Raw genomic sequence first — 22,890 nt, 5'->3', positions numbered from 1 at the left:
ACAATGACAAAGACGATACTCCAACTCACCACCGCGCTCGCGCTCGTGACGATCGCCGGCGCGGCGCAGGCCGCCGATTGCAAGATCACCGTCGGCCTCGTCATGGAACTGACCGGTCCGGCCGGCGAGTACGGCCAGGCCGGCGCCAAGTCGGTCGAAATGGCCTTCCGTGACATCAACGCCGCTGGCGGCGTGCGCGGCTGCGATCTGGCCACCGACACGCGCGACAGCCAGAGCCAGGGCAACATCGCCGTCGACGCGGCGACCCAGCTGGTTCAGGTCAAGAAGGTGCCGGTCATCATCGGCGGCATCATCTCCTCGGTGTCGATCCCGATCCTGACTTCGGTCACCGCGCCGGCCAAGATCGTCCAGGTGTCTCCGGCCTCGTCATCGCCGACGCTGACGGCGCTCGGTCGCGACGGCAAGACCAACGGCATCTTCTTCCGCACCATTACGTCGGACGCGCTGCAGGGCGTCGCCGCCGCCAAATACGCCATCGACAAGGGCTTCAAGAAGCTGTCGATCATCCACGTCAACAACGACTTCGGCGTCAACATGGTGGCCGAATTCTCGCGCGCCTACAAAGCGCTCGGCGGCACCATCGTCTCCGACACGCCATACAACGAAAAGCAGTCGAGCTATGCCTCGGAAGTCACGGCGGCGATGGCCGGCGAACCGGACGGGCTCTATCTCGTCAGCACGCCGGTCGACGGCGCAACCGTTGCCCGCACCTGGATTTCGCAAGGCGGCGTGCAGAAATTCCTGCTCAATGACGGCATGAACAGCCCGGACTTCATCGAGTCGGTCGGCGCCGACTATCTGAAGGATGCCTATGGCACGTCGTCGGGCACCAGCCCGACCGCGTCGACCGACTACTTCATGAAGAACTACAAGGAATTTTCCGGCATCGAGCCGTCCAATCCAGCCGCCGACCGTTCCTATGACGCCGGCGCCATCGTCGGCCTCGCTATCGCCATCGCCGGCTCCGAGGATCCGGCCAAGATCAAGGATGCGATGTACAAGGCGGTAGACCCGGCCGGCACGCCTATCTTTGCCGGCAAGGACGAATTCGCCAAGGCGCTCGGCCTGATCAAGGACGGCAAGGCGATCCGCTATGAAGGTGTCATCGGCCCGGTCGCTTTCGACAAGTATGGCGACATCACCGGCCCGTTCCGGCTGTGGAAGATTGTCGACGGCAAGGTGACGACCGACGGCGAAATGACCACCGACGACGTCAACGCACTGCAGGCCAAGCTTCAGTAAGACGATCCTGTTGTCCGGCATCGATCCGATACCATCGTGATCGATGCCGGACGGTTGGCCTCTCGGCATTGTCCCGGGCGGCCGTGCGGACAGGCCTGCACGGGCTGGGTTTGACCGGCAGTCGATCATGAATAGGATTGGCCGATGTCGCCTGAAACCCAACAGCTTCTCTCTGCTCTCGGTAATCGGTTGGGCGCGGGCGGCGTGCTCGCCGGCTCCGACGTCGACCAACGCTATCGCGACGATCCGGAGGGCAGGCTTGGCGTGCTCCCGGAAGCGGTGCTGCGCCCGCGCGACACCGATTGTGTCGCGGCTGCGCTGGCCGCGTGCAACCATTTCGGCCAGCCAGTTGTCGTGCAGGGCGGACGTACCGGGCTGGCCGGCGCCGCGCGCGTGCAGCCGGGTGAGATCGTGCTGTCGCTGGAGCGCATGACCGGCCTTGTCGCTCCGGATCGCCAGGCGGCCAGCATCGTCGCGCAAGCGGGCGCGACACTGCAGGCGGTGCAGGAGGCGGCCGACGGCGTCGGGCTGATGTTCGGCGTCGATATTGGTGCCCGTGGCTCGGCAACGATTGGCGGCAATGTCGCCACCAATGCCGGCGGCATTCGCGTGCTGCGTTACGGCATGTACCGGGCGCAGGTGCTGGGGTTGGAGGCGGTGCTTGCCGATGGCAGCGTGCTGACCTCGCTCAAGGGCCTGCCCAAGGACAATTCCGGATACGACCTCAGCCAGCTCTTCATCGGCGCGGAAGGAACCCTCGGCGTCGTCACACGCGCCGCGCTCAGGCTGCATCCCAAGCCGGCCTCGGAGGTGAACGCCTTCTGCGCACTCTCTTCGCTCGATGCGGCGATCGCCCTGCTTGGGCTGCTCCGGCAAAAGCTCGGCCCGCTCCTGTCCGCCTACGAGGTCAACTTCGCACCGCTCTATGACGTCATGGTCGCCAGCATGGCCATGCCGGCGCCGCTGCCGCCGGGCTCGCCTGTCTATGTGCTGGCCGAGATCCAGGGCAGCGAGCCGGAACGCGACGGCGAGCGCTTCGCCGAGGTGTTGATGCAGGCGGTCGAGGATGGCGTGATCGACGATGTGGTCGTCTCGCAGTCGCCGCGCGAATTCCGGGCGCTCTGGGATGTGCGCGAGGATGCCAATCGCGTTCTGTTTTCGATAAAAGACTTGGTCAGCGTCGATATCAGCGTCCCGCTGGCGCGCATGGACGCCTTCCTGCGGGAAGCGGACGCTGCCATCCACGCCTTCGACCCCGGCGCCGACATCTATGTGTTCGGCCATCTCGGCGACGGCAATCTGCACTATCAGGTCCGTACGATGGATCCGGCGGCGGCATACGATAGCGTCTATCGCGGCGTGGCGGCGGCCGGAGGTGGCGTTTCGGCCGAACATGGCATCGGCCTCGACAAGAAGAAGTGGCTGCATCTGGTCCGCAGCGACGCCGAGATCGCCACGATGCGGCGGCTGAAGGCGGCTCTCGACCCGAAGAACATCCTCAATCCCGGGCGGGTCTTCGACCTCAACCCGTCTGCCTTGCCTCGATGACAGTTGCCCGGTAACTCAGGTCCGTTCCGTCGCGACTTGCCTGGGAATAAGAAAACGGGCGGCAAGCACGCAGAGCAGCACGGTGAACATCAGGATCAGCGCCACCAGCGCATTGATGTCGGGTGAAAAGCCAAGCCGCATCATCGCCCACAGCCTGACCGGCAACGTGCTTTGCGTGCCTGTGACCAGGATGGTGATCATCGTCTCGTCGAACGACAGGGCAAAAGCCAGGATAGCCCCGCCGACCATCGCGCTCGACAGGTTTGGCAGGATGATGCGCCAGAACGTCTGCCAGCCGGTGGCGCCAAGATCGTAGGATGCTTCGACCAGCGTGCGGCTCATCGACTGCAACCGCGTCAGCACCGTGCGGTAGACGATCGCCAGCACGAAGACCGTGTGTCCGATGATGACCGTCAGCAGCGAGCGTTCGAGGTGGATCTCGCGGAAGAAGATCAGCAGCGCCAGGCCGCTGATGATCGGTGGCATCAGGAACGGCAGGAAGATGATGAACTGCAGCGCTGAACGCCCGGAACGGCGTCCGTGATAGTAGAGCGCCAGCAGCGTCCCGCTCACCACCGACAGGACGACGGTGCAGACACCGACGATCAGTGTGGTGCGCAAGGCGGCCAGGATGTCATGGTTCTCGGCCAACGCCACATAGGTCGACAGTGTCGGTGACGACCAGTCGACATCGCCATGCGAAATGGTGAAGAACGACGACACGATCGGCACGAACAGCGGGCTGTAGAGCAGCACCGCAACCAGTGTCGTGATCGCTGCCAGAAGGACGGTGGACAGCCGGGGCAGGGCGCTCATATCGACGTCCCCCGATTGCGCCCGAAGCGTTCGCCAATGAGAATGGCGGCGATCACCACGACCGCCAGCGCCACCGACAGCGCCGCGCCGAACGGCCAGTTGTAGGCCGTGCCGAACTGGCTGTAGAGGATGCGGCCGAAAGTGAAGCCGCTGATCCCGCCGACCATTTGCGGCGTCAGGAAATCGCCGATCGCCAGCACGAAGACGAAGCTCGCCGCCGAGGCGACGCCGGGCAGGCTGAGCGGCAAGGTGATGCGCAGGAACGTCTGCAATCCGTTCGCCCCCAGATCGTCGGAGGCGCGCAGCAGCACCCGCGGGATACGCTCCAGCGACAGGAAGATCGGCAGGATGGCGAAGGGGATCAGCAGCAACGTCAGCGTCAGCAGGATGGCATTCATGTTGAACACGAAAAGCGTCGACGGCTGCTGCAGGATGCCGACCGCCACCAGCGCCTTGTTGAGGAAGCCGTTGAGGCCAAGGATGCTGCGGATCGCATAGATCTTGATGACGTAGCTCATCAGCAACGGCACCAGCAGCAGCATCAGCAAGGCGTAACGCCAGCGCCCCTCCAGCGTCGTCAGGAAATAGGCGGCGGGATAGGCGAGCAGGATGCAGATAATGGCCACCGATATACACAGCACGATTGTGTTCCAGAACACCGGCAGAAAGATCGGATCGGTGAAGAAGCGGACATAGTTGCCCAGTGACAGCCCGTAAACGATCGTGCCCTGGTCGACGCTGAAGAAGCTGTAGCCGAGGAATATCGCCAGCGGCACCAGGACGAAGAGCACCGGCAAGGCGAAGGCCAGCACCGTCACCAACAGCGACAGCCGTCTTTCCGCGGGCTGCATCGAACCGGCTTCGCTCATGCCAGCACCAGATGGCCTTCATGCGGCGCAAACGAAAGCGATACCGTCTCGCCGGATTTCAGCGCGCTGCCGTCGACCCGGCTTGGCACGCGCAGCCGCAGGCGTTGCGCGGCATTGTCGGTGCCAGCCGCGATGGTGGCGATGGTCGATGAGCCGGCAAAGGCCAGATCGGCGATCGTGCCGGAAAAGCGGTTGTCGGCGTCCTGTGTATCGGCGAGGTGCAGGGCCTCGGGGCGGAACGCAGCGTAGGCGCTGGCGCCATCCGGTGCGGCGTTCAAATGCGGCTGGCCACTGATCGAGCAGATGAGGCGCCCGAGCGCCGTCTCGATCGATCGCAGCTCGCCCTGGACGGGTCCAAGCTTTCCGGCCACCAGATTGTTCTCGCCGAAGAAGCGCGCGACGAATTCGCAATTCGGCTTGTAATAGAGGTCGTGCGGCGTGCCGAGCTGGCGGATATGCCCGGCTTCCATCACGCAGATCCGATCGGCCATGCCGATGGCTTCTTCCTGGTCATGGGTGACGAACAGGAAGGTGGTCTTGATTTCGCGCTGGATGGATTTCAGGAACTCCTGCATCTGCCGGCGCAGTTCAAGGTCGAGCGCCGCCAGCGGTTCGTCGAGCAGGATCAGGCGCGGCTGGCAGATCAGCGCACGGGCCAGTGCGACGCGCTGGCGCTGGCCGCCGGAGAGCTGTGCTGGAAAGCGATCGGCAAAACGCCCAAGCTGGACAAGTTCCAGGGCCTCCGCGACGCGGCGCACGATCTCCTTGCGCGGCACGTGGCGGACCGAAAGCCCATAGCCGACATTGCCGGAAACGGTGAGGTGCGGGAACAGCGCATAGTCCTGGAACACGGTGTTGAACGGCCGCTTATTGATCGGCATGCGGCTGATGTCCTGGCCGTCGAGCCGGATCTCACCAGCGGTCAGCGGTTCCAGCCCGCCGATCAGCCGCAGCACCGTGGTCTTGCCGGAGCCGGATGGCCCGAGAACGGTCAGGAACTCACCGTCCCGGATCGACAGGTCGATGTCGTGCAGCACGGGAACCGTGCCGTAGGATTTCGAGACGGACCGCAGCGTCAGCAGGTCGGCGTTCTGGTTCATAAGCTATTCTCGCATACGCTGCGGCGGTCCGGAACGTCCGGACCGCCGGGTCCTTCGAAGTCAGGTGCGGAAAGGATCAGGGCGTCGCCTTGATCTCGTTCCACAGATCCGAGCGCTTGAGCGGGTCCTCGACATTGTTGAGCCAGACCAGCTTGTCATTGCCGCCGGCGCTGCTCGACTCGACCACGGTGTTGCCGAAGCCGGTACGCTCGGAGAGCTCGCCGCTGACCTTCTTCGTCAGCATGAAGTCGATCCATTTCTCGGCGGCCGCATTGTCGCGAACGCCCTTGGAAATGACCCAGTTGTCGAGCCAGGCAAGCGCGCCCTCGCTCGGATTGACGTAGGCGACATGGGCGCCGATCTTCTGCAGCGCCTTGACCTGCTGCTGGCCGTAATTGGCCCAGATCAGGGCAACGTCATTGTTCTGATAGATCTGCTGCGCCTCGTCGGCGGTGGTGTAGAAGCTCAGCACGTTGCGCTTGAGTTCGACCAGCTTGGCCTTGACCGCCGCCATCTGCTCTTCGTTGAGATTGAACGGATCCTTGTAGCCGAGCGTCAGCGCGGTGAACGAGAAATTGTGCTCGCCATTGTCATAGGCCAGCACCTTACCCTTGTAGGCAGGGTCCCACAGGACCGACATCGACGTCGGCGCCGGCTTGACCTTGTCGGTGTCGTAGATCAGGCCGATGGAGTCGAAGCAGAACGGAATGCCGTAGACCTTGCCGTCCTTGGTGTCGCCGCTGACCTGAGACAGATCGCGGAAGCGCGGCAGCACTTCCTTCTGGTTGGCCAGCTTGGTGATGTCGATCGGCGATACCAGATCGGCCTTGATGTAGCGCTGCAACTGGGCGGTGTTGACGGCGAAGACGTCGAAGTCCTGCCCTTCGCTGCCCTTGATCTTGGCCCAGATCTCGTCATCGCTGCCGATGAAGACGACATCGACGCCGATGCCTGTCGCCGCCGTGAAATCCTTCACCCAGTCCGGGTCGGCGTAGCCGTCCCAGGCCAGAACCCGCAGGTTCGCGGCCAAGGCCGCCGATGTCATCAGGCCGATACCGAGGCCGATTGTCGCCATTCTTAGAAACAGTTTCTTCAGTCCCATTTTCAATCTCCCATTGTCGTTCTGGTGGACCGCTATTTCCGGACCCTCGCCGTCACAGCTGCGTGACAGCGACCAGTCCCTCGTCCGGCACCGAAACCATCCGGTTGCGCAGTGGCTTGCCGAATGTCTGTGCCTGGATTTCATACTCGTCGCCGGAGGCCGTCTTGACGCCGGAGGCATAGCTCATCACCGCCGCGCCGAAGAAATAGGCGTGCAGGTCGCCCGCCCTGCGGTGCATCGGGTAGCGGAAATGGAAGTGTTCGAGATTGGCGATCGAATGCGACATGTGCGCTTCGCCCGACAGGAACTCCTGCTCCCAGATGACGGCGCCGTCGCGCAGGATGCGGGAATGGCCGCGCACTTCGTCGGGCAGGTCGCCGATCAGCAGCTCCGGGCCGATCGAGCAGGAGCGGAGCTTGGAATGGGCGAGATAGAGGTAGTTCTCGGCTTCGGTCACATGGTCGGAATATTCGTTGCCGAGCGCATAGCCGATGCGGTAGGGGCGGCCGTCCGGCCCGTTGAGATAGAGCCCGACGATCTCGGCCTCTTCGGCGCCGGCGCGCGCGAAGGCCGGCATCGGCAGTGGCGCGCCGGGCGGCACGACGCAGGTGCCGACGCCCTTGAAGAACCATTCGGGCTGGATGCCGATCTGCCCGGCGGCGGGCTTGCCGCCCTCCAAGCCCATGCGGAAGATCTTCAGCGAATCCGATTCCTCGGCATCCTCGCCGTGGGTCAGCACATGCATCTTGTCGCGCGCGGCGGCGCTTCCGGTATGGGTCAGGCCCGTGCCGGTGACCAGGAAGCGCGCCGGTTCCGGATGGTCGACAGGGGCCAGCACGCGGCCATCGCGCAACAGCTCGTCATAGTCGATCGTTGCGACGCCTGTCCGCTTCTCCACCAGCGATGCGATCGACGCGCCCTCGGCGATTGCCGCCTCTGCCAGTTCCAGCACGCTGCTGGTCTTTTCGAGCGGGTGCAGGTGATTGCCGTCATCGGAGACATGGCCGACCCGCCTGCTGCCATCTGGCATTCTGTACTGAACAAGACGCATGAAATACCCTTCTTCCCTTGAGACCGTGTGGGTCACACCCAGCCCGCATCGACGATGAACTGCTGGCTTGTGCACATGCGGCTGTCGTCGGCGGCGAGGAACAGCGCCATGCGCGCGATATCGGCGGGCTGCAGCCGGTCTGGCAGGCACTGCCTCTCCTCGATCTGACGCTCACCAGCAGGGTTCAGCCACAGCCGCATCTGGCGCTCGGTCATCACCCAGCCCGGCACCATGCAGTTGACGCGAATGCGCTCGGGGCCGAGCTCGCGCGCCAGCGCCCGCGTCATGCCGTAAACGGCGGCTTTCGCTGTGACATAGGCTGGGCAATCGGGATCGCCGACCATCCAGGTGATGGAGCCGAAATTGATGATCGAGCCGCCGCCCAGCCCGCTCATCTGCGGGCGCACCGCCTGCGCCGCGAAGAACTGGTGGCGCAGATTGACCGCCATGCGGTCGTCCCAGTAGGCGACCGTCACGTCCTTGGTCTGGTGGCGGTCGTCATTGCCGGCATTGTTGCACAGCACCTGGATCGGACCGTTGTGCCGCATTGCCTGCGCCGTGGCTGCCTGCAGCTCTTCGACATTGCGCAGGTCGCAGGGAATGAACAGCGGCGCGGCATCCCCGTCGGCCGCGATCGCGTCGACCAGGCGCCGTGAAGGTTCCTCCGCCAGGTCGACGAACGCGACACGGCTGCCTTGCGCGCAGAAATGGCGCACCAGGCTTTCGCCGATGCCGCTGCCGCCGCCGGTTATGAAGACGCTGCGGCCCTTGAGGCTTGGGTAGGTCGCGTAGCTGCCGATTTCATTCGTCATCGCGCGCCTCTCTAGTGGGAATGCCGGGGGATGCCGGCGTCGCGCCGGCCGACGAGAAAGTCGAAATCGCAGCCCTTGTCGGCCTGCAGCACGCGCTCGACATAGAGGCTCTGGTAGCCGCCCTCGGGCGGCGTCGGCGGCTGCCAGTCGCGCCGGCGGATCGCCAGCTCCTCGTCCGACACCAAAAGCTCCAGGCGGCGGCCGGCGACATCCAGCTCGATGAGATCGCCGTCGCGCACCAGGGCCAGCGCGCCACCTGCCGCGGCCTCAGGCGCCACGTGCAGCACGACGGTGCCGTAGGCGGTGCCGCTCATGCGTGCGTCCGAGATGCGCACCATGTCCGAGACGCCCTGCTTGAGCAGCTTCGCCGGCAGCGGCATGTTGCCGACCTCAGCCATCCCCGGGTAGCCGCGCGGTCCGCAGTTCTTGAGCACCATCACCGAGGAGGCGTCGATATCCAGTTCCGGATCGTCGATGCGGGCGTAGTAGTGCTCGATGTTTTCGAACACCACCGCCTTGCCGCGATGCTGCATCAGCTCGGGCGTCGCCGCCGACGGTTTGATGACCGCCCCGTCGGGCGCCAGATTGCCGCGCAGGATCGAGATGCCGCCTTCCTTGGTCAGCGGATGGCTCAGCGGCCGGATGACCTCGCTGTTGTAGTTGGGCGCGCCGTCGATCAATTCACCGATCGTCTTGTCGCTGACGGTCATGACGTCGCGATGAAGAAGCCCCACTTCATCAAGCGACGCCATGACCGCAGCTAGCCCCCCGGCATAGTAGAAATCTTCCATCAGGAACCGCCCCGACGGCATCAGGTCGACAATGGTTGGAACGTCGCGGCCAAGGCGGTCCCAGTCCTCGAGGCTGAGATCGACACCGAGCCGGTTGGCGATGGCGATGAGATGCAGCACCGCATTGGTCGAGCCGCCGATTGCGCCGTTGACGCGAATGGCGTTCTCGAACGCTTGCCTGGTGAGGATCTGCGCAATCGTCACCTCCCTGTGGACCAGCTCGACGATCTGGCGCCCGGCCATCTGGGCGAGCACGCCACGGCGCGAATCCACCGCCGGGATCGCGGCATTGTCCGGCATGCCGATGCCGAGCGCTTCCACCATGCTGGCCATGGTCGAGGCCGTCCCCATTGTCATGCAACTGCCCGCCGATCGGCTCTGGCCCTGCTCGGCCGCAAGGAAATCGGCGATCGGCATGCGGCCGGCCTTCACCTCCTCGGCGAATTTCCAGACATGCGTGCCCGAACCGATATCCTTGCCGCGGAACTTGCCGTTGAGCATCGGCCCACCCGACACGGCGATGGTCGGCAGATTGCACGACGCAGCGCCCATCAGCAGCGCCGGCGTGGTCTTGTCGCAGCCGACCAGCAGGATGACGCCGTCGATGGGATTGCCGCGGATGGACTCCTCGACATCCATGCTGACCAGGTTGCGAAACAGCATGGCGGTGGGGCGCATGTTGCTCTCGCCCAGCGACATCACCGGAAACTCCAGCGGCAGGCCGCCGGCTTCATAGACGCCACGCTTGACGTGATCGGCCAGCGCGCGCAGATGGGCATTGCACGGGGTCAGTTCCGACCAGGTGTTGCAGATGCCGATCACCGGGCGGCCGTCGAAAGCGTCGGCGGGAATGCCCTGGTTCTTCATCCAGCTGCGGTGCATGAAGGCATTCTTGCCTTCACCGCCGAACCACGCCTGGGAACGCAGCTTGCGTTTCTTGTCCGTCACGATGTCTGTTCCCGATCCTGGCGACGCTTGTTGCGGTTCTCGACGCTGCGGCGCACGTCTTCCTCGGCATTGTCGATGAGCACCAGCAGTGCCTTTTGCGCGCCGGTGGCGTCGCCGGCGGCAATCTTCTCGGCCACTTCCCGGTGCAGCGGCAAAGAGTGGCGCTGCCCTTCCGGGTTGTCGTTGGAGAGGCGAAAGCTCATCACCAATGCGGTTTCGACCAGCGCCGCCAACGAGCCGATCAGCTCGTTTCCGGTCATGCGCAGGATGGTCTGGTGGAACAGCAGGTCGGGCTTGGCGAAGCGGTCACCGTCGTCGCTCACCGCTTCCATTTCGGCCAACGCGGCATTGATCTCGGCAATCTGCGCCGGTGTGGCGCGCTGCGCGGCAAGTGCTGCCGACATCGGCTCGATGGCCCGCCGCAGCTCGAACAGCGCCCTGACATCGTCGGCGCTGACACCGCTGGCGTAGCGCCACGACAGGACGTCCGGGTCGAGGAAATTCCAGTCGGAGCGGGGACGCACCCGTGTGCCGGTCTTCGGCCGCGATTCGACGAGCCCCTTACCCGCCAGCACCTTGATCGCCTCGCGCAGCACAGTGCGGCTGACCCCCAGCATCTCGCTGGAATCGTCGGCGTTGGGCAGTGCTTCGCCGGGCAGGAAATCACCTTGCACGATGCGCAAACCGATCTGCTCGACGACCGTTGCGTGCAGCGCGGTGGAGCCGCTGGACACCGCGACGGCGACGCGCGAGGTACGCGCCGTGCTGAAAGATTTCTTATTCTTCATACTATTCATATGATATGTCTTAAAGGCACCGCGATTGAAGTCAAGGGATAGGGGAATGCCGGTGACAAAGAATTCCGCTGCCGTTGCCGAGCAGCATCCAGAGCTGATCTCAATCAGCGACGGCATCGCGACTGTTGACGTTGCTCCGGCTGCCGGCGGCGCCGTGGCGTCGTATCGCTGGTGGCAGAACGGGTCCGCCGTCGATTGGCTACGCCCGGCCGATCAGGCGGCGATCGGTCGTCGCGATGCAGGCGCGATGGCCTGCTTCCCGCTCGTCCCCTATTCCAATCGCATAAGGGGCGGCCGCTTCGAATTCGCGGGCCGCACCGTCGAGTTGCCCAGCCGGCCGGAGGATCCGCACCATGAGCATGGCCACGGCTGGCGCAGGCCATGGACAGTCATGCGGTGCGAAGCCGGCACCATCGTCCTGCACTATCACCACATCGCCGATTCCTGGCCGTGGAGCTATGAAGCCCGGCAAGTGATCTCGCTGATCGATGGCAGGCTGGTGATTGCCATTTCGGTGCGCAACCTGTCGGACACGCCGATGCCAGCCGGCTTCGGGCTCCACCCCTATTTCCCGTCGACGCCGTGGACGCATGTCCAGGCGCGGGTATCCGGCATGTGGGAGACCGACGCGGAGGTCTTGCCAACCCGCCACGTGCCACCGCCGGCGGGAGCCGATCCGACCACCGGCTTCGACGTCTCAGAGGTGGATTTCGACACGGTCTTCACCGGATGGACGGGTCGCGCCCTGATCAGTTGGCCTGAGCATGGACGGCAGCTGGACATCGAGGCCGAGGCGCCGCTCGATTTCCTCGTGCTCTACACGCCGCCCGGCGAGCCATTCTTTTGTGCCGAGCCGGTCAGCAACATCACCGATGCGTTCAACCGAACGGATGACGCTGGCATCAACACCGGCGGCATCGTGCTCGCGCCTGGGCAGATGCGATCGGCAAGTGTTCGCTTCACGCCTTCACAGGCAATCTGATCGCCCGTGGCGAACCGTCCAATGCCAGGCCTGGTCAGAACGGGTAATGCTGGCCCGGATCCTCGATCGTCACCCAGCGCAGGTCGGTGAATTCGGCGATCGACGCCTTGCCGCCGAAGCGGCCGTAGCCCGAACCCTTGACGCCACCGAACGGCATCTGTGCCTCGTCGCCGACGGTCGGGCCGTTGATGTGGCAGATGCCGGCCTCGATGCGCGCGGCCACCGCCATGGCGCGCTTGATGTCGCGGCTGAACACGGCTGACGACAGGCCGTACTCGGTGTCGTTGGCGACCCGAACGGCTTCATCCTCGCCCTTCACCCGGATCACCGGCTTGACCGGCCCGAAGGACTCTTCGGCGTAGACACGCATCGCCGAAGTGACGTGGTCGAGCAATGTCGCTTCGACGACGGTGCCGCTGCGCTTGCCGCCCGCGACAAGCTTCGCGCCCTTGCTGACAGCATCGGTGATGAGTTCCTCCATCTTGTCGGCGGCCTGGCTGCTGATCAGCGAGCCCAGCACGACATGGCCGCGCGGGTCGCCTGCCGGCAGTTTTGAGGCGCGCGCAGCCAGCTTGGAAACGAATTCGTCGGCGATCTTTTCATCGACGATCAGGCGCTCGGTCGACATGCAGATCTGGCCTTGATGCATGAAGGCGCCGAAGGTCGCGGCATTCACCGCCGCGTCGATGTCGGCATCATCCAGCACCAGCAATGGCGCCTTGCCGCCGAGTTCCAGCAATGCTGGCTTCAGGTGCCGTCCGGCGAGTTCGGCGATGATCCTGCCGACCTTGGTCGAGCCGGTGAAGTTGACGCGCTTGACCGAGGGATGCGCGACCAGCGCCTCGACGATACCGGCGGCGTCCTTTGGATCGTTGGTGACGACATTGATCACGCCCTTGGGCAGTCCGGCCTCGACGAGCACCTGGCCGATCAGCCGGTGTGTGCCGGGGCACATCTCGGATGCTTTGAGCACGACGGTGTTGCCGCAGGCGATCGGCATCGCGACGGCGCGGGTGCCGAGAATGACGGGCGCGTTCCATGGCGCGATACCGAGGCACACGCCTGCCGGCTGGCGGATTGCCATGGCCAGTGTCCCCGGCTTGTCGGAGGGAATGATCTCGCCCGAGATCTGCGTCGTCATCGCCGCCGCCTCGCGCAGCATGTTGGCCGCCAGCATGACGTTGAAGCCGGCCCAGGGGCCGGTAGCCCCGGTCTCTTCCATCATCAGCCTGGTGAACTCGCCGACCTTCGAGGCCATCACGTCAGCGGCCTTGGACAGCAAGGCACGGCGCTCGCCGGGCCCGGTTTTCGACCAGGCCGTAAAGGCGACCGCCGCGGCGTCGACCGCGGCGTTGGCGTCGGCGACGCTGGCCGCCGCGGCGCGTGTCGCCAGCCTGCCGGTGAATGGGTCCATCCGTTCGTAGGAGGCCGAACCGGACGCATCCCTTTTATCGCCGTCGATCAGAAGTCCGATATCCATAATTGTCTCCCTCGCTCCGGTGGAGCTTCGTGATTAGAAGCCGAGCACTTCGGCGTTGATCGAGGCCTCGAGGCCGCCATCGACCGGCACGTTTGCGCCATTGACCCAGCGCGCGCCGTCCGAGCACAGGAACAGCACCACCGGCGCGACGTCGCCCGATGTGCCGGCGCGCCCGACCCTGGCAATGTCGCTGTCGACGCGGGCATCGCCGAGCACGCTGCGGAACTGTTTCAGGATCGGCGTTTCGACCGGCCCCGGGCTGACCGCATTGACGCGGATGCCACGGCTCTTGAACAGGTCCTGATGCGCGGCACGGAAAGTCCAAAGCAGCAGCAGTTCCTTCGAGACCGGATAGCCTTCCTCGTTCTTGACTGCGTGGTCAGCGACCACCTTGGCGATATCAGGGAAACCCTCGATGCCGGCCATGGAAGCGGCGCGATTGAGATTGGCGCGCCAGCCATAGCCGGCGATCGAGGCGACATTGACGATGGCGCCGCCTTCGCGAAGCTTTGGCGCCAGGCCTTCCGACAGCGCCCGCAGCCCGAAGAAATTGACCGCCAGCGTCGACGCCGCCCCGGTGTTGCCGGAGAGGCCGGCGACATTGCAGAGCGCGTCGATGCGTTGCGGCAGGCTCGCGACGAGATCGTCGACACCGGCCTTCGACGAGATGTCGGCCTTGACGAAGCTGCCAACCGGTCCGGCCGGTTCACGGACGTCGACACCGATCACGTCGGCGCCGAGCTGGCCGGCGAGTTCCGCCGTGCGGGCGCCGATGCCGGAGGCGACACCGGTGATGAGGATCGTCTTGCCGAAAAGCATGGTCATGCCTTCTCCTGATGCTGTGTGGTTTGCCGCGGCGAGGGCGCGGTGCCATCGTCGGCCGGAGCTGTCGGATTGCCCGGCAGCCTGACACGATAGCCGACCGGCAGCAGGCGCAGGCCAAAACGCTCCTCGACCGTCCCCCACAGGCCGCGCGGCAGGAAAAGCGAGAACAGCACGGCGGTGGCCCCAAGCCCGATCAGGTACCAGACGCCGGTGCCGCCGAACCATGTCTCGATGAGGAAGAACACCAGCGCGCCTAGAATGGCGCCTTCGAAGGTGCCGATGCCGCCGACCAGCACCATGAAGATCATGTAGGCGGTCCACTGGACGTTGAAATAGGTTTTCGGCTGGAAGGTGATGGAGGTCGCCAGCCACAGCGCGCCGGCGATGCCGATGCCGAAGGCGGCAAGCACGAACAGCAGCCGCTTGGTGCCGGTGACGCGTACCCCGACCGACGCGGCGGCATCCTCATTGTCGCGGATCGCGCGGATCGCTGCACCGGTGCTGCCGCGCAGCAGGCCGAACAGCATGGCGAGCAGGGCGGTCATCGACGCCAGCGCCAGCCAGTAGATCGTCATCCGTCTGGTGCCGGCATCGTAGACGTTGAGCGAGATCAGCGAGGTGCCGGTTTCGCCCTGCACCAGCCGGTCGAGATTGACCAGCAGATGCGTCAATGCCGCGATCACCCACATGCCGATGGCGAATTCGCCGTTTCTCAGCCGCAGCATGAACAGCGACAGCGGTACCGACACCACGCCGACGACGATCGCCGAAACGAAAAGCGAGGCGAAGGGGTTGAGGCCGGCATCGGCCAGCCGGATGGCGAAGTAGGCGCCGAGCCCGAAGAAAACCTGCTGGCCGACGGACACCAGCCCGCCAAAGCCGGCCAGCGCGTTCCACATCGCCGCCAGGATCACATAGATGAACAGCGCGGTCATCCGGTCGACCGCGCCGGCCGACAGGAACTGCGGCGCGATTGCCAGCAGCGCGATGATGACGGCGACCGCAATCGCGGCGATCCGCGACGTCGCCGTGCCGCGCTCGATGACAGGCGAGGTCGTGGCAACGCTCATGACGCGCTCCGGGAGGGCAGGCGCAGCAGGCCGCGCAGGCCAAGGCCGGATGTCGAAAGCCGCACGAACAGCACGACAAGGAACACGGCATGGCCACCGATCAGGAAACCTTGCGGATGCACCTGTGCACCGAGCGTCTGCGCAAGCGCCAGCACGATGCCGCCGATCAGCGTTCCCCACAGCGAACCGGCGCCACCGATCACCGCGGCTTCGAAGGCGAACAGCAATTGTGGCGCGCCGGCATAGGGATCGAAGGTGGCGCGCATGCCGAGGAAGGCGCCGGCAAGCCCGACCGTCACCATGGCTATTGCCGCGGCGATGGCGTTTGCGCGGCGCGCGTCGACGCCGACCAGGCCGGCTGTATCAGGGTCCTCCGAAGTGGCGCGGATCGAGCGCCCGAGCCTGGTGCGGGTCAGGAAAAGCTGCAGCCCGCCAAGCAGGACCACGGCGGTGGCGAACATGATCACGGCGAGCTTGCCGACATAGATGCTGCCCGGCCACTCCCAGGAATCATAGGAGAGGCTGCCAATATAGGGCGCCAGCGAGCGGGTGTCGGCGCCAAACTGCTCGAACAGCAGATTGTCGATGACGATGGCGAGGCCGAACGTGGTCAGGATCGGCAGCAGTGCACCGCCGCGCGCGCTACGTTCAAGCAGGAAGCGCTGCAGCGTCCAGCCGATCGCCGCCATCAATGGCAGCACGATGAGCAGGCCGACAAACGGCGAGACATGGAACCGCGAGGCCAGCAGCCACAGCGCATAGGCGGCGAACACGGCCAGGCTGCCATGGGCGAGGTTGATGATGCGCATCACCGAAAACATGAAGGACAGGCCGCAAGCGATCAGCGCATAGTAGCCGCCAAGCAGGATGCCCTGGATGATCTGGTTGCTCATGCGGGAACGCTCCCGGGGCTTTTCCTGTGCAGGCCAAAATAGGCCTTGGTCACATCCTCGCGCGAGATATCCCTGGTCGATCCTTCAAGCGCGACGCGCCCTTCGAGCATGCAGATGACCCTGTCGGAGACCGCGAGCGCCCGGTTGAGGTCCTGCTCGACCAGGATGATCGTCGTACCCGAGCTGATCAGGCCCTGCAGCGCGGCATAGACACGGTCGACGATCAGCGGCGACAGGCCAAGCGAAACCTCGTCGAGCAGCAGCACGTCCGGATTGCTCATCAGCGCCCGGCCGATCGCCGTCGCCTGCTGTTCGCCGCCAGACAGGTGACCCGTCCTGGCATGGCGGCGCGGCTTCAGATTGGGGAACATCTCGAGTACCTTGTCGACGTTCCAGTCGCCCGGCCGGCCGGCGGTCCTGCCGAGCAGAAGGTTTTCCTCGACCGTCATCTGGACGAACAGCTTTCGCCCCTCCGGCACCAGCGCGATGCCCATGCCGACGCGTTTGTGCGATGGCACGCCGGTGAGATCGGCCCCGTCCATTAGCACACGGCCGGCCGCCGGCTGATGCGCGCCGGCGATCGCCCGGAGCAGCGTCGTCTTGCCGGCGCCGTTGGCGCCGACCAGCGCCAGCGTCTCACCGAGTTCGATTGTGAAGCTGACGCCGCGCACCGCCTGCAGCAGGCCGTGCCGGACGACCAGGTTTTCGACCGAAAGCAGGCTCATTTCGGGCCTCCGCCGAGATAGGCGTGGATCACTTGCGGATCGGCCATCACCGTTTGTGGGTCGCCGTTGGCGATGATCCTGCCGGCGTCCATGCAGATCAGCCGCTCGGCCACCTGCAGCAGAATGTGGACGATGTGTTCAATCCAGACGATGCCGATCTTGCGCCGGCGCAATTCCTTGATCGTGTCGACAAGCTCGCCGGCTTCGCCATCGGTCAAGCCGCCGCCGATCTCGTCCAGGAGAAGCAGCGTCGGCCTCGCGGCGAGCGCCCGGGCCAGTTCCAGCCGCTTGCGGTCGAGCAGCCCGAGCGTCTCGGCGCGCCGGTTGGCGACGCTGAGCATGCCGCACAGTTTCAGCGAGCCGAGCGCCTCCTCATAGGCCTCGTCGCGGCCGAGGCCGGCGCCATGCGACGCGGCGACGAAGACGTTCTCGAAAGTGGTCATGCCGCTGAACGGTTTCGGGACCTGGTGCGTACGCACCAGGCCGAGCCGGCAGCGCTGCGTCGCCGTCAGGGTCGTCACGTCACCGCCCTTGAAGCTCACCGTGCCCAAACTCGGCGGAAAGGCGCCTGAAAGCACGCTGAGCAGCGTGGTCTTGCCGGCGCCGTTCGGGCCGACAATGCCGACCGCCTCGTTGGCTTCCATGGTGAAGTCGACGGCGTCCAGCACCACAAGCGCACCGAAGCGCTTGTGGATACCGGCGGCAGCGAGGATCGCCTGTTGTTGCGGATGGGTCACCAGGCGATCCTCGTCAGCGGTCCATCAACCGTTGTAAGGCAGAAGCTTTGCTTCGACGGGCACCTTGGGGTCGGTGGCGTTCTCGGTCACCACATAGTCGAGCGGGAATTTGCTGCCTTCCTTGGCGGCCACCCACTGCGTGCCGATGATTGGACCGGGCGAGACATTGGCCACTGGGCCGCTGGTGAAGTCGACCTTGCCGATCATCGTCTCGGTCTTGAGCGTGCTCAGCGCCTTCGCCACCGCCGCCTTGTCCTTGGCGTCGGTGCTTGCCTTCAGCGCTTCGAAGCCGGCGTCGAGCAACGACATCGAGGCGCCGAGCTGCTGCGTCCACTGCTTGCCGCTCGCCGCCTCATAGCCGTCGGCCAGTTCGGTCCCCGAAACGCCCGTCAGTGGCGACTTGTAGGGGAAGGCCTTGTGCCAGTAGGCGGCGCTCGAAATCTTCATGCCGAGATCGCCGAGCGCCTCGATGTCCGAAGGGAACAGACCGGTCTTGGCGACCTGGCAGATCTTGATCTGCTTGATCAGGCCCTGTTGCGCCGCCTGGCGCCAGAAGGCGGCGAAATCCGGCGGGATCGGGAAGGAGTTGAAGATCTCGACGCCTTCCTGCTTGAACAGCGCGATCTGCGAGGAATAGTCGGTGGTGCCGGTTTCATAGGCGCCGGGATCGACGATGGTGAAACCTTGCTTGGCCAGCAGCGGCGCCAGATTGGCGCGGATCGCGTTGCCGTCGGCATCGTTCGGATACATGACGCCGACCTTCTTGTTGGTCTCGATCAGGTTCCATTGCGAGATATAGGTCTTGAAGAACTCGCCGACACCGAAGCCGAAATGATAGGTCCATTTGAATGGCGAGGGCGCGCCGGGCTTGGCGCCACGGCCGAAATACCAGGCTTCCCACGGCATCACCGTGGAGAGGCAAGGCACGCCGGCGGCTTCGCAGGCGTCGGCAACCGGATTGATCACCTCGGGCGTCGAGACCGCCAGCATCAGGTCGATCGCCTGGTTGTTGATCAGGTCCTTGGCCAACTGGCCCGCGCGGGACGGATCCGATTGCGTATCCTGGTCGAGGATTTCGACGCTGTATTTCTTGCCGTCGATGTCGAGGCCGCCGGCCAGCGCCTTGCGGGCCAAGTCGAGCACGTAGCCGTCGGTCTGGCCGAAGCCGGCCAGCGGCCCGGTGCGGGGGCTGACGAAGCCGACCTTGAGGGTGTTGCCTGCCTGGGCAAAGGCGTTGCGGCCGCCAAGTGCCAGCGCCGTGCCGCCGGCGATCGAGGTAGCAATGAACTGGCGTCGCGAAATGCCCGGAATCGTGGATCTGCTGCCGAGTGCGTGAGTCATGTGTTCCTCCCTCTGTGGCTCCTCCATCAGCACAGTGCACCACGCATTTGGTTCGGTAAAATGATATTTTGCGGTGTTTCATTAACCCATGGGTTAGGAAATCTCAGGTCGCGACAACAGCTTGTTCGGATGTATCGACGCGTCAGCCGCCTTGCCTTGCCGCTTCGCGGATGGTCTGCAGCAGGATGGAGAAAGCCGGCGAGGGCGCCGTGTCGGTCCGCATTGTCAGGCCGACCGGTCCCTTGGTTTCCTCTGTGTTGACTGGCAGGGCGACGAAGGCGCCGCTGCCGAGCTCATTGGCAACGACGCCCGCCGAAATGATCCAGACGGCATTGCTTTGCCGCAGGAAGGCGCGGCCGAAGGAGTCCGAGACGGTTTCGATCTCGGTTGCCGGCGCCGTCATGCCGTTGGTGATGAACAGCCGGTCGACGAAGGGGCGGATGACCGATTCCCGCGTCGGCATCAGCGCCGGGAATTCGTCGAGCCGCGCGAACACGTCCTGTCCGGCTTCGAGCAGCGGATGGCCCGCGCGCACCACGAACAGCACCTGTTCGGAATAGAGGTGCTCGAAGAAGAAGCCGGTCATGTTCTCCGGCGCCGCCAGCCGTCCGACAACGAGATCGAGCGCTCCGACACGCAACTGCTCGAGCAGCACCGCATTCTCGCCGGTGACGATCTTGATCGCAGCGCCGGTGCTCTCCTTGAGGAACAGGCTCATGGCGAGCGGCATCACGCGCGCCGAAACCGTCGGCAACGCGCCGATGCGGATCGGGTGCCGGTTGACCGCGCCATCCTGCCTGACGGAATCGACGCCTTGCTTCAGCGCCGTGATGGCCGTGCCGGCATGGCGAAGGAAGATCTCGCCGATGCGCGTCAGCCGGATGCCGCGGCCATCGCGTTCGACGACCGCCACGCCGAGCGCCTCTTCCAGTTCGCGCAACGTCTTGGTCACCGCCGGCGGGCTGACATGCAGGAAGTCGGCCGCTCTCGCCACGCTTCCCTGCCGCGCAACCTCAAGGAATGCCTGCAGGTGACGGAAGCGGATGCGGCCTTCGGACATGAATTCGATAACCCTCAAGTTAATGAAATGGCGCAAAATATCATTTTACCGAACCAAATGCCTTGTGCAATGTGGAGATGGAGGACCGAAATCGTGCCATTCGTCACCATCGGCGGCATCACGCTGCACCATCGTCGCATCGAAGCGAACAGCAAGGCACGCCCGATCGTGTTCATCAATTCGCTCGGCACCGACTTCCGGATCTGGGACGACGTCGTCTCCGCGCTTGACGGTGAAATGCCCTTGCTGGTCTACGACAAGCGCGGCCACGGGCTCTCCGACATCGGCGATATCAGGTCGATCGACGATCATGTCGACGACCTCTGCGGCCTCATCGATCACTGCGGTCTCGGTAAGGTGGTGTTGTGCGGCCTGTCGGTCGGCGGTCTGATTGCGCAGGGGTTCTATGCCAGGCGCCCCGAAGACGTTGAGGCGCTGATCCTCTGCGACACGGCACACAAGATCGGCACCACGGACAGCTGGAACACACGCATCGCGACGGTCGAAAGCAAGGGCATCCAGGCCATTGCCGATAGCGTGCTCAAAGTGTGGTTCACCCCTGCCTTCCACGCGGCACGCTTGCCAGAGCTGGACGGCTATTGGAACATGATGACCCGGCAAGCGCTTGCCGGTTACATTGGCACTTGCGCAGCGGTTCGCGACGCGGATTTCACCGACGCGGTGCGCCGCATCGCGGTGCCGACGCTTTGCGTCGTTGGTGATCAGGACGGCTCGACGCCTCCCGATCTCGTCCGCTCGCTGGCCGCTCTCATTCCCGGCGCGCGCTTCGAGATCATCCGCGACGCCGGGCACATTCCGTGTGTCGAACAGCCTCAAGCGCTGGTTGCCCTGATCCGCGAGTTTATCGCATCGCTTCCCTCTGGAGCAGAAACCCATGGATGAAGTCCCCGGCAACGCAGCCAGATATCGCGCCGGCCTCGCGGTGCGGCGGTCCGTCCTCGGCGACCGCCATGTCGACCGGGCCGAAGTTGCCGCCACCGATTTCGATCAACCGTTCCAGGAGCTGATCACCGAGGCCGCCTGGGGAACCGTGTGGGCCCGGCCCGGCTTCACCAGGCGCGAGCGTTCGATCGTCACGCTGGCGCTGCTGGCCGCGCTCGGCCATGATGAGGAGGTCGCCATGCATGTGCGCGCCACCGCCAACACCGGTGCCACGCGCGACGATATCTGCGAGGCGTTCCTGCATGTCGCCATCTATGCCGGCGTGCCGGCCGCCAACCGTGCCTTCAAGATCGCCAAGGACGTGTTTTCGGAAATGGACGGAGCCAAGAATGCCCGCTGAATCCGGCTCGAACCGGAGGCCTGAGACCGGCGCCTTTTTCCAGCGCGACCGGACATGGCATCCGCCGGCGTTGACGCCGAATTACAAGACATCCGTCCTGCGCTCGCCGCAGAAGGCGCTGCTCGCCTTCGACAACACGCTGTCGGAGATTGCAGGCCCGGTCTTCGGTCACGCCATGCTGGGCGAACTCGACGCCGACCTGATCCACAATTTCGCCAGGCCCGGCGAGAGCGCGCTCGGCGAGCGCATCATCGTCCATGGCCGCGTGCTCGACGAATGCGGCGTTGGCGTGCCCGGCGTGCTGCTCGAATTCTGGCAGGCCAATGCCGGCGGCCGCTACCGCCACAAGAAGGACGGCTATCTGGCGCCGCTCGACCCGAATTTCGGCGGCTGTGGTCGTGCCATCACCGGCGAGGATGGCGGCTATGCCTTTCGCACCGTCAAGCCCGGTCCCTATCCCTGGCCGAACGGGCCGAATGACTGGCGGCCTTCGCACATCCATTTCTCGGTCTTCGGCCATGGCTTCGCGCAGCGGCTGATCACGCAGATGTATTTCGAGGGTGACCCGTTGATCTGGCACTGCCCGATCGCGCGCGGCATCCCCGACAAGGCCGCCGTTGAGACGCTGATCGCCGCCCTCGACATGCAAGCGACGATCCCCTTCGACGCGCGCGCCTACAAGTTCGACATCGTGCTGCGCGGGCGCCGCTCATCGCTGTTCGAAAACAGGCTGGAGGGCAATTGATGGTCCAGTCGCTCGACCGGCTGAAGGAAAGTCCTTCGCAGACCGCCGGACCCTACGTCCATATCGGGCTGACGCCCAATTTTTGCGGCATCGGCGGTGTCTACGCGACTGACCTCGGTGCGACCATGGTCAACGAGAAGACCAAAGGCGAACGCATCGGCCTGCGCATCCGGGTGCTCGACGGTACCGGCACGACGCTCAAGGACGCTCTGATCGAGATCTGGCAGGCGGATGCGGACGGGCTCTACAATTCGCCGACGGAAATGCGCGGTGCCGCCGATCCGAATTTCCTCGGCTGGGGTCGTTGCCCGACTGACATGGAAACCGGCCTGTGCGCATTCGAGACGATCAAGCCGGGCCGGGTGCCGTTCAGGGATGGCCGCCTGATGGCGCCGCATATCACGCTCTGGATCGTCGCCCGCGGCATCAATCTCGGCCTGCACACGCGGCTCTATTTTTCCGACGAGGAAAAGGCCAATGCCGAGGATCCGATCCTGGCGCGCATCGAGCACCGCGTTCGCGTGCCGACCCTGATCGCCGAGCGCAAGGGCGACACCTACGTCTTCGATGTCCATCTCCAGGGGGAGAAGGAAACGGTCTTCTTCGACAGCTGATGGCCAGGAGGAGCAGGA

Annotated in this window: 23 protein-coding genes; 7 read left to right on the top strand and 16 right to left on the bottom strand. The window is 64.7% G+C overall.

All coding sequences use genetic code 11. From position 1 onward, the window contains the following. The first annotated feature begins 3 nt into the window (after positions 1 to 3). Positions 4 to 1,263 (top strand): ABC transporter substrate-binding protein, encoded by a 1,260-nt coding sequence (locus AC56QP_RS07970; protein WP_489860204.1) that lies wholly within the window; start codon positions 4 to 6, stop codon positions 1,261 to 1,263. Positions 1,264 to 1,407: 144 nt separating this feature from the next. Then, on the top strand, positions 1,408 to 2,811 hold the full coding sequence (locus AC56QP_RS07965; RefSeq protein WP_489860205.1) for an FAD-binding oxidoreductase: 1,404 nt from the start codon (positions 1,408 to 1,410) through the stop codon (positions 2,809 to 2,811). Between the two features lie 15 nt (positions 2,812 to 2,826). On the opposite strand, the gene AC56QP_RS07960 is transcribed toward AC56QP_RS07965, so the two are convergent. The 8 genes from AC56QP_RS07960 to AC56QP_RS07925 all read right to left on the bottom strand — a co-directional run bounded on the left by AC56QP_RS07960 (position 2,827) and on the right by AC56QP_RS07925 (position 11,088). Further along, positions 2,827 to 3,627: an ABC transporter permease gene (locus AC56QP_RS07960; RefSeq protein ID WP_489860206.1), complete on the bottom strand. Its 801-nt coding sequence runs from the start codon at positions 3,625 to 3,627 to the stop codon at positions 2,827 to 2,829. Next, positions 3,624 to 4,496 carry an ABC transporter permease gene (locus AC56QP_RS07955; RefSeq protein ID WP_489860207.1) on the bottom strand — a complete coding sequence of 291 codons (873 nt, stop codon included), beginning with the start codon at positions 4,494 to 4,496 and terminating at the stop codon, positions 3,624 to 3,626. The genes AC56QP_RS07960 and AC56QP_RS07955 overlap by 4 nt, the downstream gene beginning before the upstream one ends. Beyond that, complete coding sequence (locus AC56QP_RS07950; protein WP_489860208.1) at positions 4,493 to 5,596, bottom strand: ABC transporter ATP-binding protein; 1,104 nt, start codon at positions 5,594 to 5,596, stop codon at positions 4,493 to 4,495. Before AC56QP_RS07950 ends, AC56QP_RS07955 begins: the two co-directional genes overlap by 4 nt. A 76-nt stretch (positions 5,597 to 5,672) precedes the next feature. Next, complete coding sequence (locus tag AC56QP_RS07945) at positions 5,673 to 6,698, bottom strand: ABC transporter substrate-binding protein (RefSeq protein ID WP_489860209.1); 1,026 nt, start codon at positions 6,696 to 6,698, stop codon at positions 5,673 to 5,675. A gap of 52 nt (positions 6,699 to 6,750) precedes the next feature. Continuing rightward, positions 6,751 to 7,749 (bottom strand): AraD1 family protein, encoded by a 999-nt coding sequence (araD1, locus tag AC56QP_RS07940; RefSeq protein WP_489860210.1) that lies wholly within the window; start codon positions 7,747 to 7,749, stop codon positions 6,751 to 6,753. 32 nt (positions 7,750 to 7,781) lie between these two features. After that, a complete protein-coding gene (locus AC56QP_RS07935; RefSeq protein WP_489860211.1) occupies positions 7,782 to 8,561 on the bottom strand; it encodes an SDR family NAD(P)-dependent oxidoreductase in 780 nt (259 codons plus the stop codon). A gap of 11 nt (positions 8,562 to 8,572) precedes the next feature. Next, positions 8,573 to 10,300 (bottom strand): IlvD/Edd family dehydratase, encoded by a 1,728-nt coding sequence (locus AC56QP_RS07930; protein ID WP_489860212.1) that lies wholly within the window; start codon positions 10,298 to 10,300, stop codon positions 8,573 to 8,575. Next, positions 10,297 to 11,088, bottom strand: a complete 792-nt coding sequence (locus AC56QP_RS07925) for a FadR/GntR family transcriptional regulator (RefSeq protein ID WP_489860213.1) — start codon at positions 11,086 to 11,088, stop codon at positions 10,297 to 10,299. The genes AC56QP_RS07930 and AC56QP_RS07925 overlap by 4 nt, the downstream gene beginning before the upstream one ends. A 61-nt stretch (positions 11,089 to 11,149) precedes the next feature. Between AC56QP_RS07925 and AC56QP_RS07920 the strand changes: the two genes are divergently transcribed. Next, positions 11,150 to 12,079: an aldose 1-epimerase gene (locus tag AC56QP_RS07920; RefSeq protein WP_497103963.1), complete on the top strand. Its 930-nt coding sequence runs from the start codon at positions 11,150 to 11,152 to the stop codon at positions 12,077 to 12,079. Between the two features lie 34 nt (positions 12,080 to 12,113). Here the strand turns inward: AC56QP_RS07920 and AC56QP_RS07915 are convergent, their stop codons facing one another. From AC56QP_RS07915 to pcaQ, 8 genes are all read right to left on the bottom strand, one after another. After that, on the bottom strand, positions 12,114 to 13,559 hold the full coding sequence (locus tag AC56QP_RS07915; RefSeq protein WP_489860215.1) for an aldehyde dehydrogenase: 1,446 nt from the start codon (positions 13,557 to 13,559) through the stop codon (positions 12,114 to 12,116). 33 nt (positions 13,560 to 13,592) lie between these two features. Then, complete coding sequence (locus AC56QP_RS07910) at positions 13,593 to 14,378, bottom strand: coniferyl-alcohol dehydrogenase (protein WP_489863655.1); 786 nt, start codon at positions 14,376 to 14,378, stop codon at positions 13,593 to 13,595. 2 nt (positions 14,379 to 14,380) lie between these two features. Next, positions 14,381 to 15,454, bottom strand: a complete 1,074-nt coding sequence (locus AC56QP_RS07905; protein ID WP_489860216.1) for a branched-chain amino acid ABC transporter permease — start codon at positions 15,452 to 15,454, stop codon at positions 14,381 to 14,383. After that, the gene (locus AC56QP_RS07900) at positions 15,451 to 16,347 is read right to left on the bottom strand and encodes a branched-chain amino acid ABC transporter permease (protein ID WP_489860217.1); all 897 of its coding nucleotides are present in this window, start codon (positions 16,345 to 16,347) and stop codon (positions 15,451 to 15,453) included. Before AC56QP_RS07900 ends, AC56QP_RS07905 begins: the two co-directional genes overlap by 4 nt. Then, positions 16,344 to 17,072 carry an ABC transporter ATP-binding protein gene (locus AC56QP_RS07895; RefSeq protein WP_489860218.1) on the bottom strand — a complete coding sequence of 243 codons (729 nt, stop codon included), beginning with the start codon at positions 17,070 to 17,072 and terminating at the stop codon, positions 16,344 to 16,346. The genes AC56QP_RS07900 and AC56QP_RS07895 overlap by 4 nt, the downstream gene beginning before the upstream one ends. Then, positions 17,069 to 17,812, bottom strand: coding sequence for an ABC transporter ATP-binding protein (locus tag AC56QP_RS07890; RefSeq protein WP_497101062.1), 744 nt, complete (start codon positions 17,810 to 17,812; stop codon positions 17,069 to 17,071). The genes AC56QP_RS07895 and AC56QP_RS07890 overlap by 4 nt, the downstream gene beginning before the upstream one ends. 21 nt (positions 17,813 to 17,833) lie before the next feature. Next, a complete protein-coding gene (locus AC56QP_RS07885) occupies positions 17,834 to 19,150 on the bottom strand; it encodes an ABC transporter substrate-binding protein (protein ID WP_489860219.1) in 1,317 nt (438 codons plus the stop codon). A gap of 142 nt (positions 19,151 to 19,292) precedes the next feature. Continuing rightward, the gene (pcaQ, locus tag AC56QP_RS07880) at positions 19,293 to 20,210 is read right to left on the bottom strand and encodes a pca operon transcription factor PcaQ (protein ID WP_256749974.1); all 918 of its coding nucleotides are present in this window, start codon (positions 20,208 to 20,210) and stop codon (positions 19,293 to 19,295) included. Between the two features lie 93 nt (positions 20,211 to 20,303). Here pcaQ and pcaD point away from each other — a divergent pair, with 93 nt between their 5' ends. From pcaD to pcaG, 4 genes are read left to right on the top strand one after another with little or no spacing between them, the layout of a single operon-like run. Continuing rightward, positions 20,304 to 21,113: a 3-oxoadipate enol-lactonase gene (gene pcaD, locus AC56QP_RS07875; RefSeq protein WP_489860220.1), complete on the top strand. Its 810-nt coding sequence runs from the start codon at positions 20,304 to 20,306 to the stop codon at positions 21,111 to 21,113. Then, the gene (gene pcaC, locus AC56QP_RS07870) at positions 21,106 to 21,513 is read left to right on the top strand and encodes a 4-carboxymuconolactone decarboxylase (RefSeq protein ID WP_489860221.1); all 408 of its coding nucleotides are present in this window, start codon (positions 21,106 to 21,108) and stop codon (positions 21,511 to 21,513) included. Before pcaD ends, pcaC begins: the two co-directional genes overlap by 8 nt. Then, positions 21,503 to 22,258: a protocatechuate 3,4-dioxygenase subunit beta gene (gene pcaH, locus AC56QP_RS07865; RefSeq protein ID WP_489860222.1), complete on the top strand. Its 756-nt coding sequence runs from the start codon at positions 21,503 to 21,505 to the stop codon at positions 22,256 to 22,258. The genes pcaC and pcaH overlap by 11 nt, the downstream gene beginning before the upstream one ends. Then, complete coding sequence (gene pcaG, locus AC56QP_RS07860; protein WP_489860223.1) at positions 22,258 to 22,872, top strand: protocatechuate 3,4-dioxygenase subunit alpha; 615 nt, start codon at positions 22,258 to 22,260, stop codon at positions 22,870 to 22,872. Before pcaH ends, pcaG begins: the two co-directional genes overlap by 1 nt. The last annotated feature ends 18 nt before the right edge of the window (positions 22,873 to 22,890 follow it).

The organism is Mesorhizobium sp. RCAM 05104, assembly GCF_059683645.1.
Note: the sequence above shows the minus strand (reverse complement) of the source record. Positions and strands in the feature narration are given on the sequence as shown.

Excerpts from the sequence above, each read along its gene's own strand:
- araD1 (WP_489860210.1), bottom strand. The coding sequence starts at position 7,749 with ATGCGTCTTGTTCAGTACAGAATGCCAGATGGCAGCAGGCGGGTCGGC.
- AC56QP_RS07895 (WP_489860218.1), bottom strand. The coding sequence starts at position 17,072 with ATGAGCCTGCTTTCGGTCGAAAACCTGGTCGTCCGGCACGGCCTGCTG.
- pcaG (WP_489860223.1), top strand. The coding sequence starts at position 22,258 with ATGGTCCAGTCGCTCGACCGGCTGAAGGAAAGTCCTTCGCAGACCGCC.
- AC56QP_RS07935 (WP_489860211.1), bottom strand. The coding sequence starts at position 8,561 with ATGACGAATGAAATCGGCAGCTACGCGACCTACCCAAGCCTCAAGGGC.
- AC56QP_RS07950 (WP_489860208.1), bottom strand. The coding sequence starts at position 5,596 with ATGAACCAGAACGCCGACCTGCTGACGCTGCGGTCCGTCTCGAAATCC.
- AC56QP_RS07915 (WP_489860215.1), bottom strand. The coding sequence starts at position 13,559 with ATGGATATCGGACTTCTGATCGACGGCGATAAAAGGGATGCGTCCGGT.
- AC56QP_RS07925 (WP_489860213.1), bottom strand. The coding sequence starts at position 11,088 with ATGAAGAATAAGAAATCTTTCAGCACGGCGCGTACCTCGCGCGTCGCC.
- AC56QP_RS07900 (WP_489860217.1), bottom strand. The coding sequence starts at position 16,347 with ATGAGCAACCAGATCATCCAGGGCATCCTGCTTGGCGGCTACTATGCG.
- AC56QP_RS07945 (WP_489860209.1), bottom strand. The coding sequence starts at position 6,698 with ATGGGACTGAAGAAACTGTTTCTAAGAATGGCGACAATCGGCCTCGGT.
- pcaC (WP_489860221.1), top strand. The coding sequence starts at position 21,106 with ATGGATGAAGTCCCCGGCAACGCAGCCAGATATCGCGCCGGCCTCGCG.
- AC56QP_RS07910 (WP_489863655.1), bottom strand. The coding sequence starts at position 14,378 with ATGCTTTTCGGCAAGACGATCCTCATCACCGGTGTCGCCTCCGGCATC.
- AC56QP_RS07960 (WP_489860206.1), bottom strand. The coding sequence starts at position 3,627 with ATGAGCGCCCTGCCCCGGCTGTCCACCGTCCTTCTGGCAGCGATCACG.
- AC56QP_RS07905 (WP_489860216.1), bottom strand. The coding sequence starts at position 15,454 with ATGAGCGTTGCCACGACCTCGCCTGTCATCGAGCGCGGCACGGCGACG.
- AC56QP_RS07970 (WP_489860204.1), top strand. The coding sequence starts at position 4 with ATGACAAAGACGATACTCCAACTCACCACCGCGCTCGCGCTCGTGACG.
- pcaH (WP_489860222.1), top strand. The coding sequence starts at position 21,503 with ATGCCCGCTGAATCCGGCTCGAACCGGAGGCCTGAGACCGGCGCCTTT.
- AC56QP_RS07965 (WP_489860205.1), top strand. The coding sequence starts at position 1,408 with ATGTCGCCTGAAACCCAACAGCTTCTCTCTGCTCTCGGTAATCGGTTG.
- pcaQ (WP_256749974.1), bottom strand. The coding sequence starts at position 20,210 with ATGTCCGAAGGCCGCATCCGCTTCCGTCACCTGCAGGCATTCCTTGAG.
- AC56QP_RS07955 (WP_489860207.1), bottom strand. The coding sequence starts at position 4,496 with ATGAGCGAAGCCGGTTCGATGCAGCCCGCGGAAAGACGGCTGTCGCTG.
- AC56QP_RS07885 (WP_489860219.1), bottom strand. The coding sequence starts at position 19,150 with ATGACTCACGCACTCGGCAGCAGATCCACGATTCCGGGCATTTCGCGA.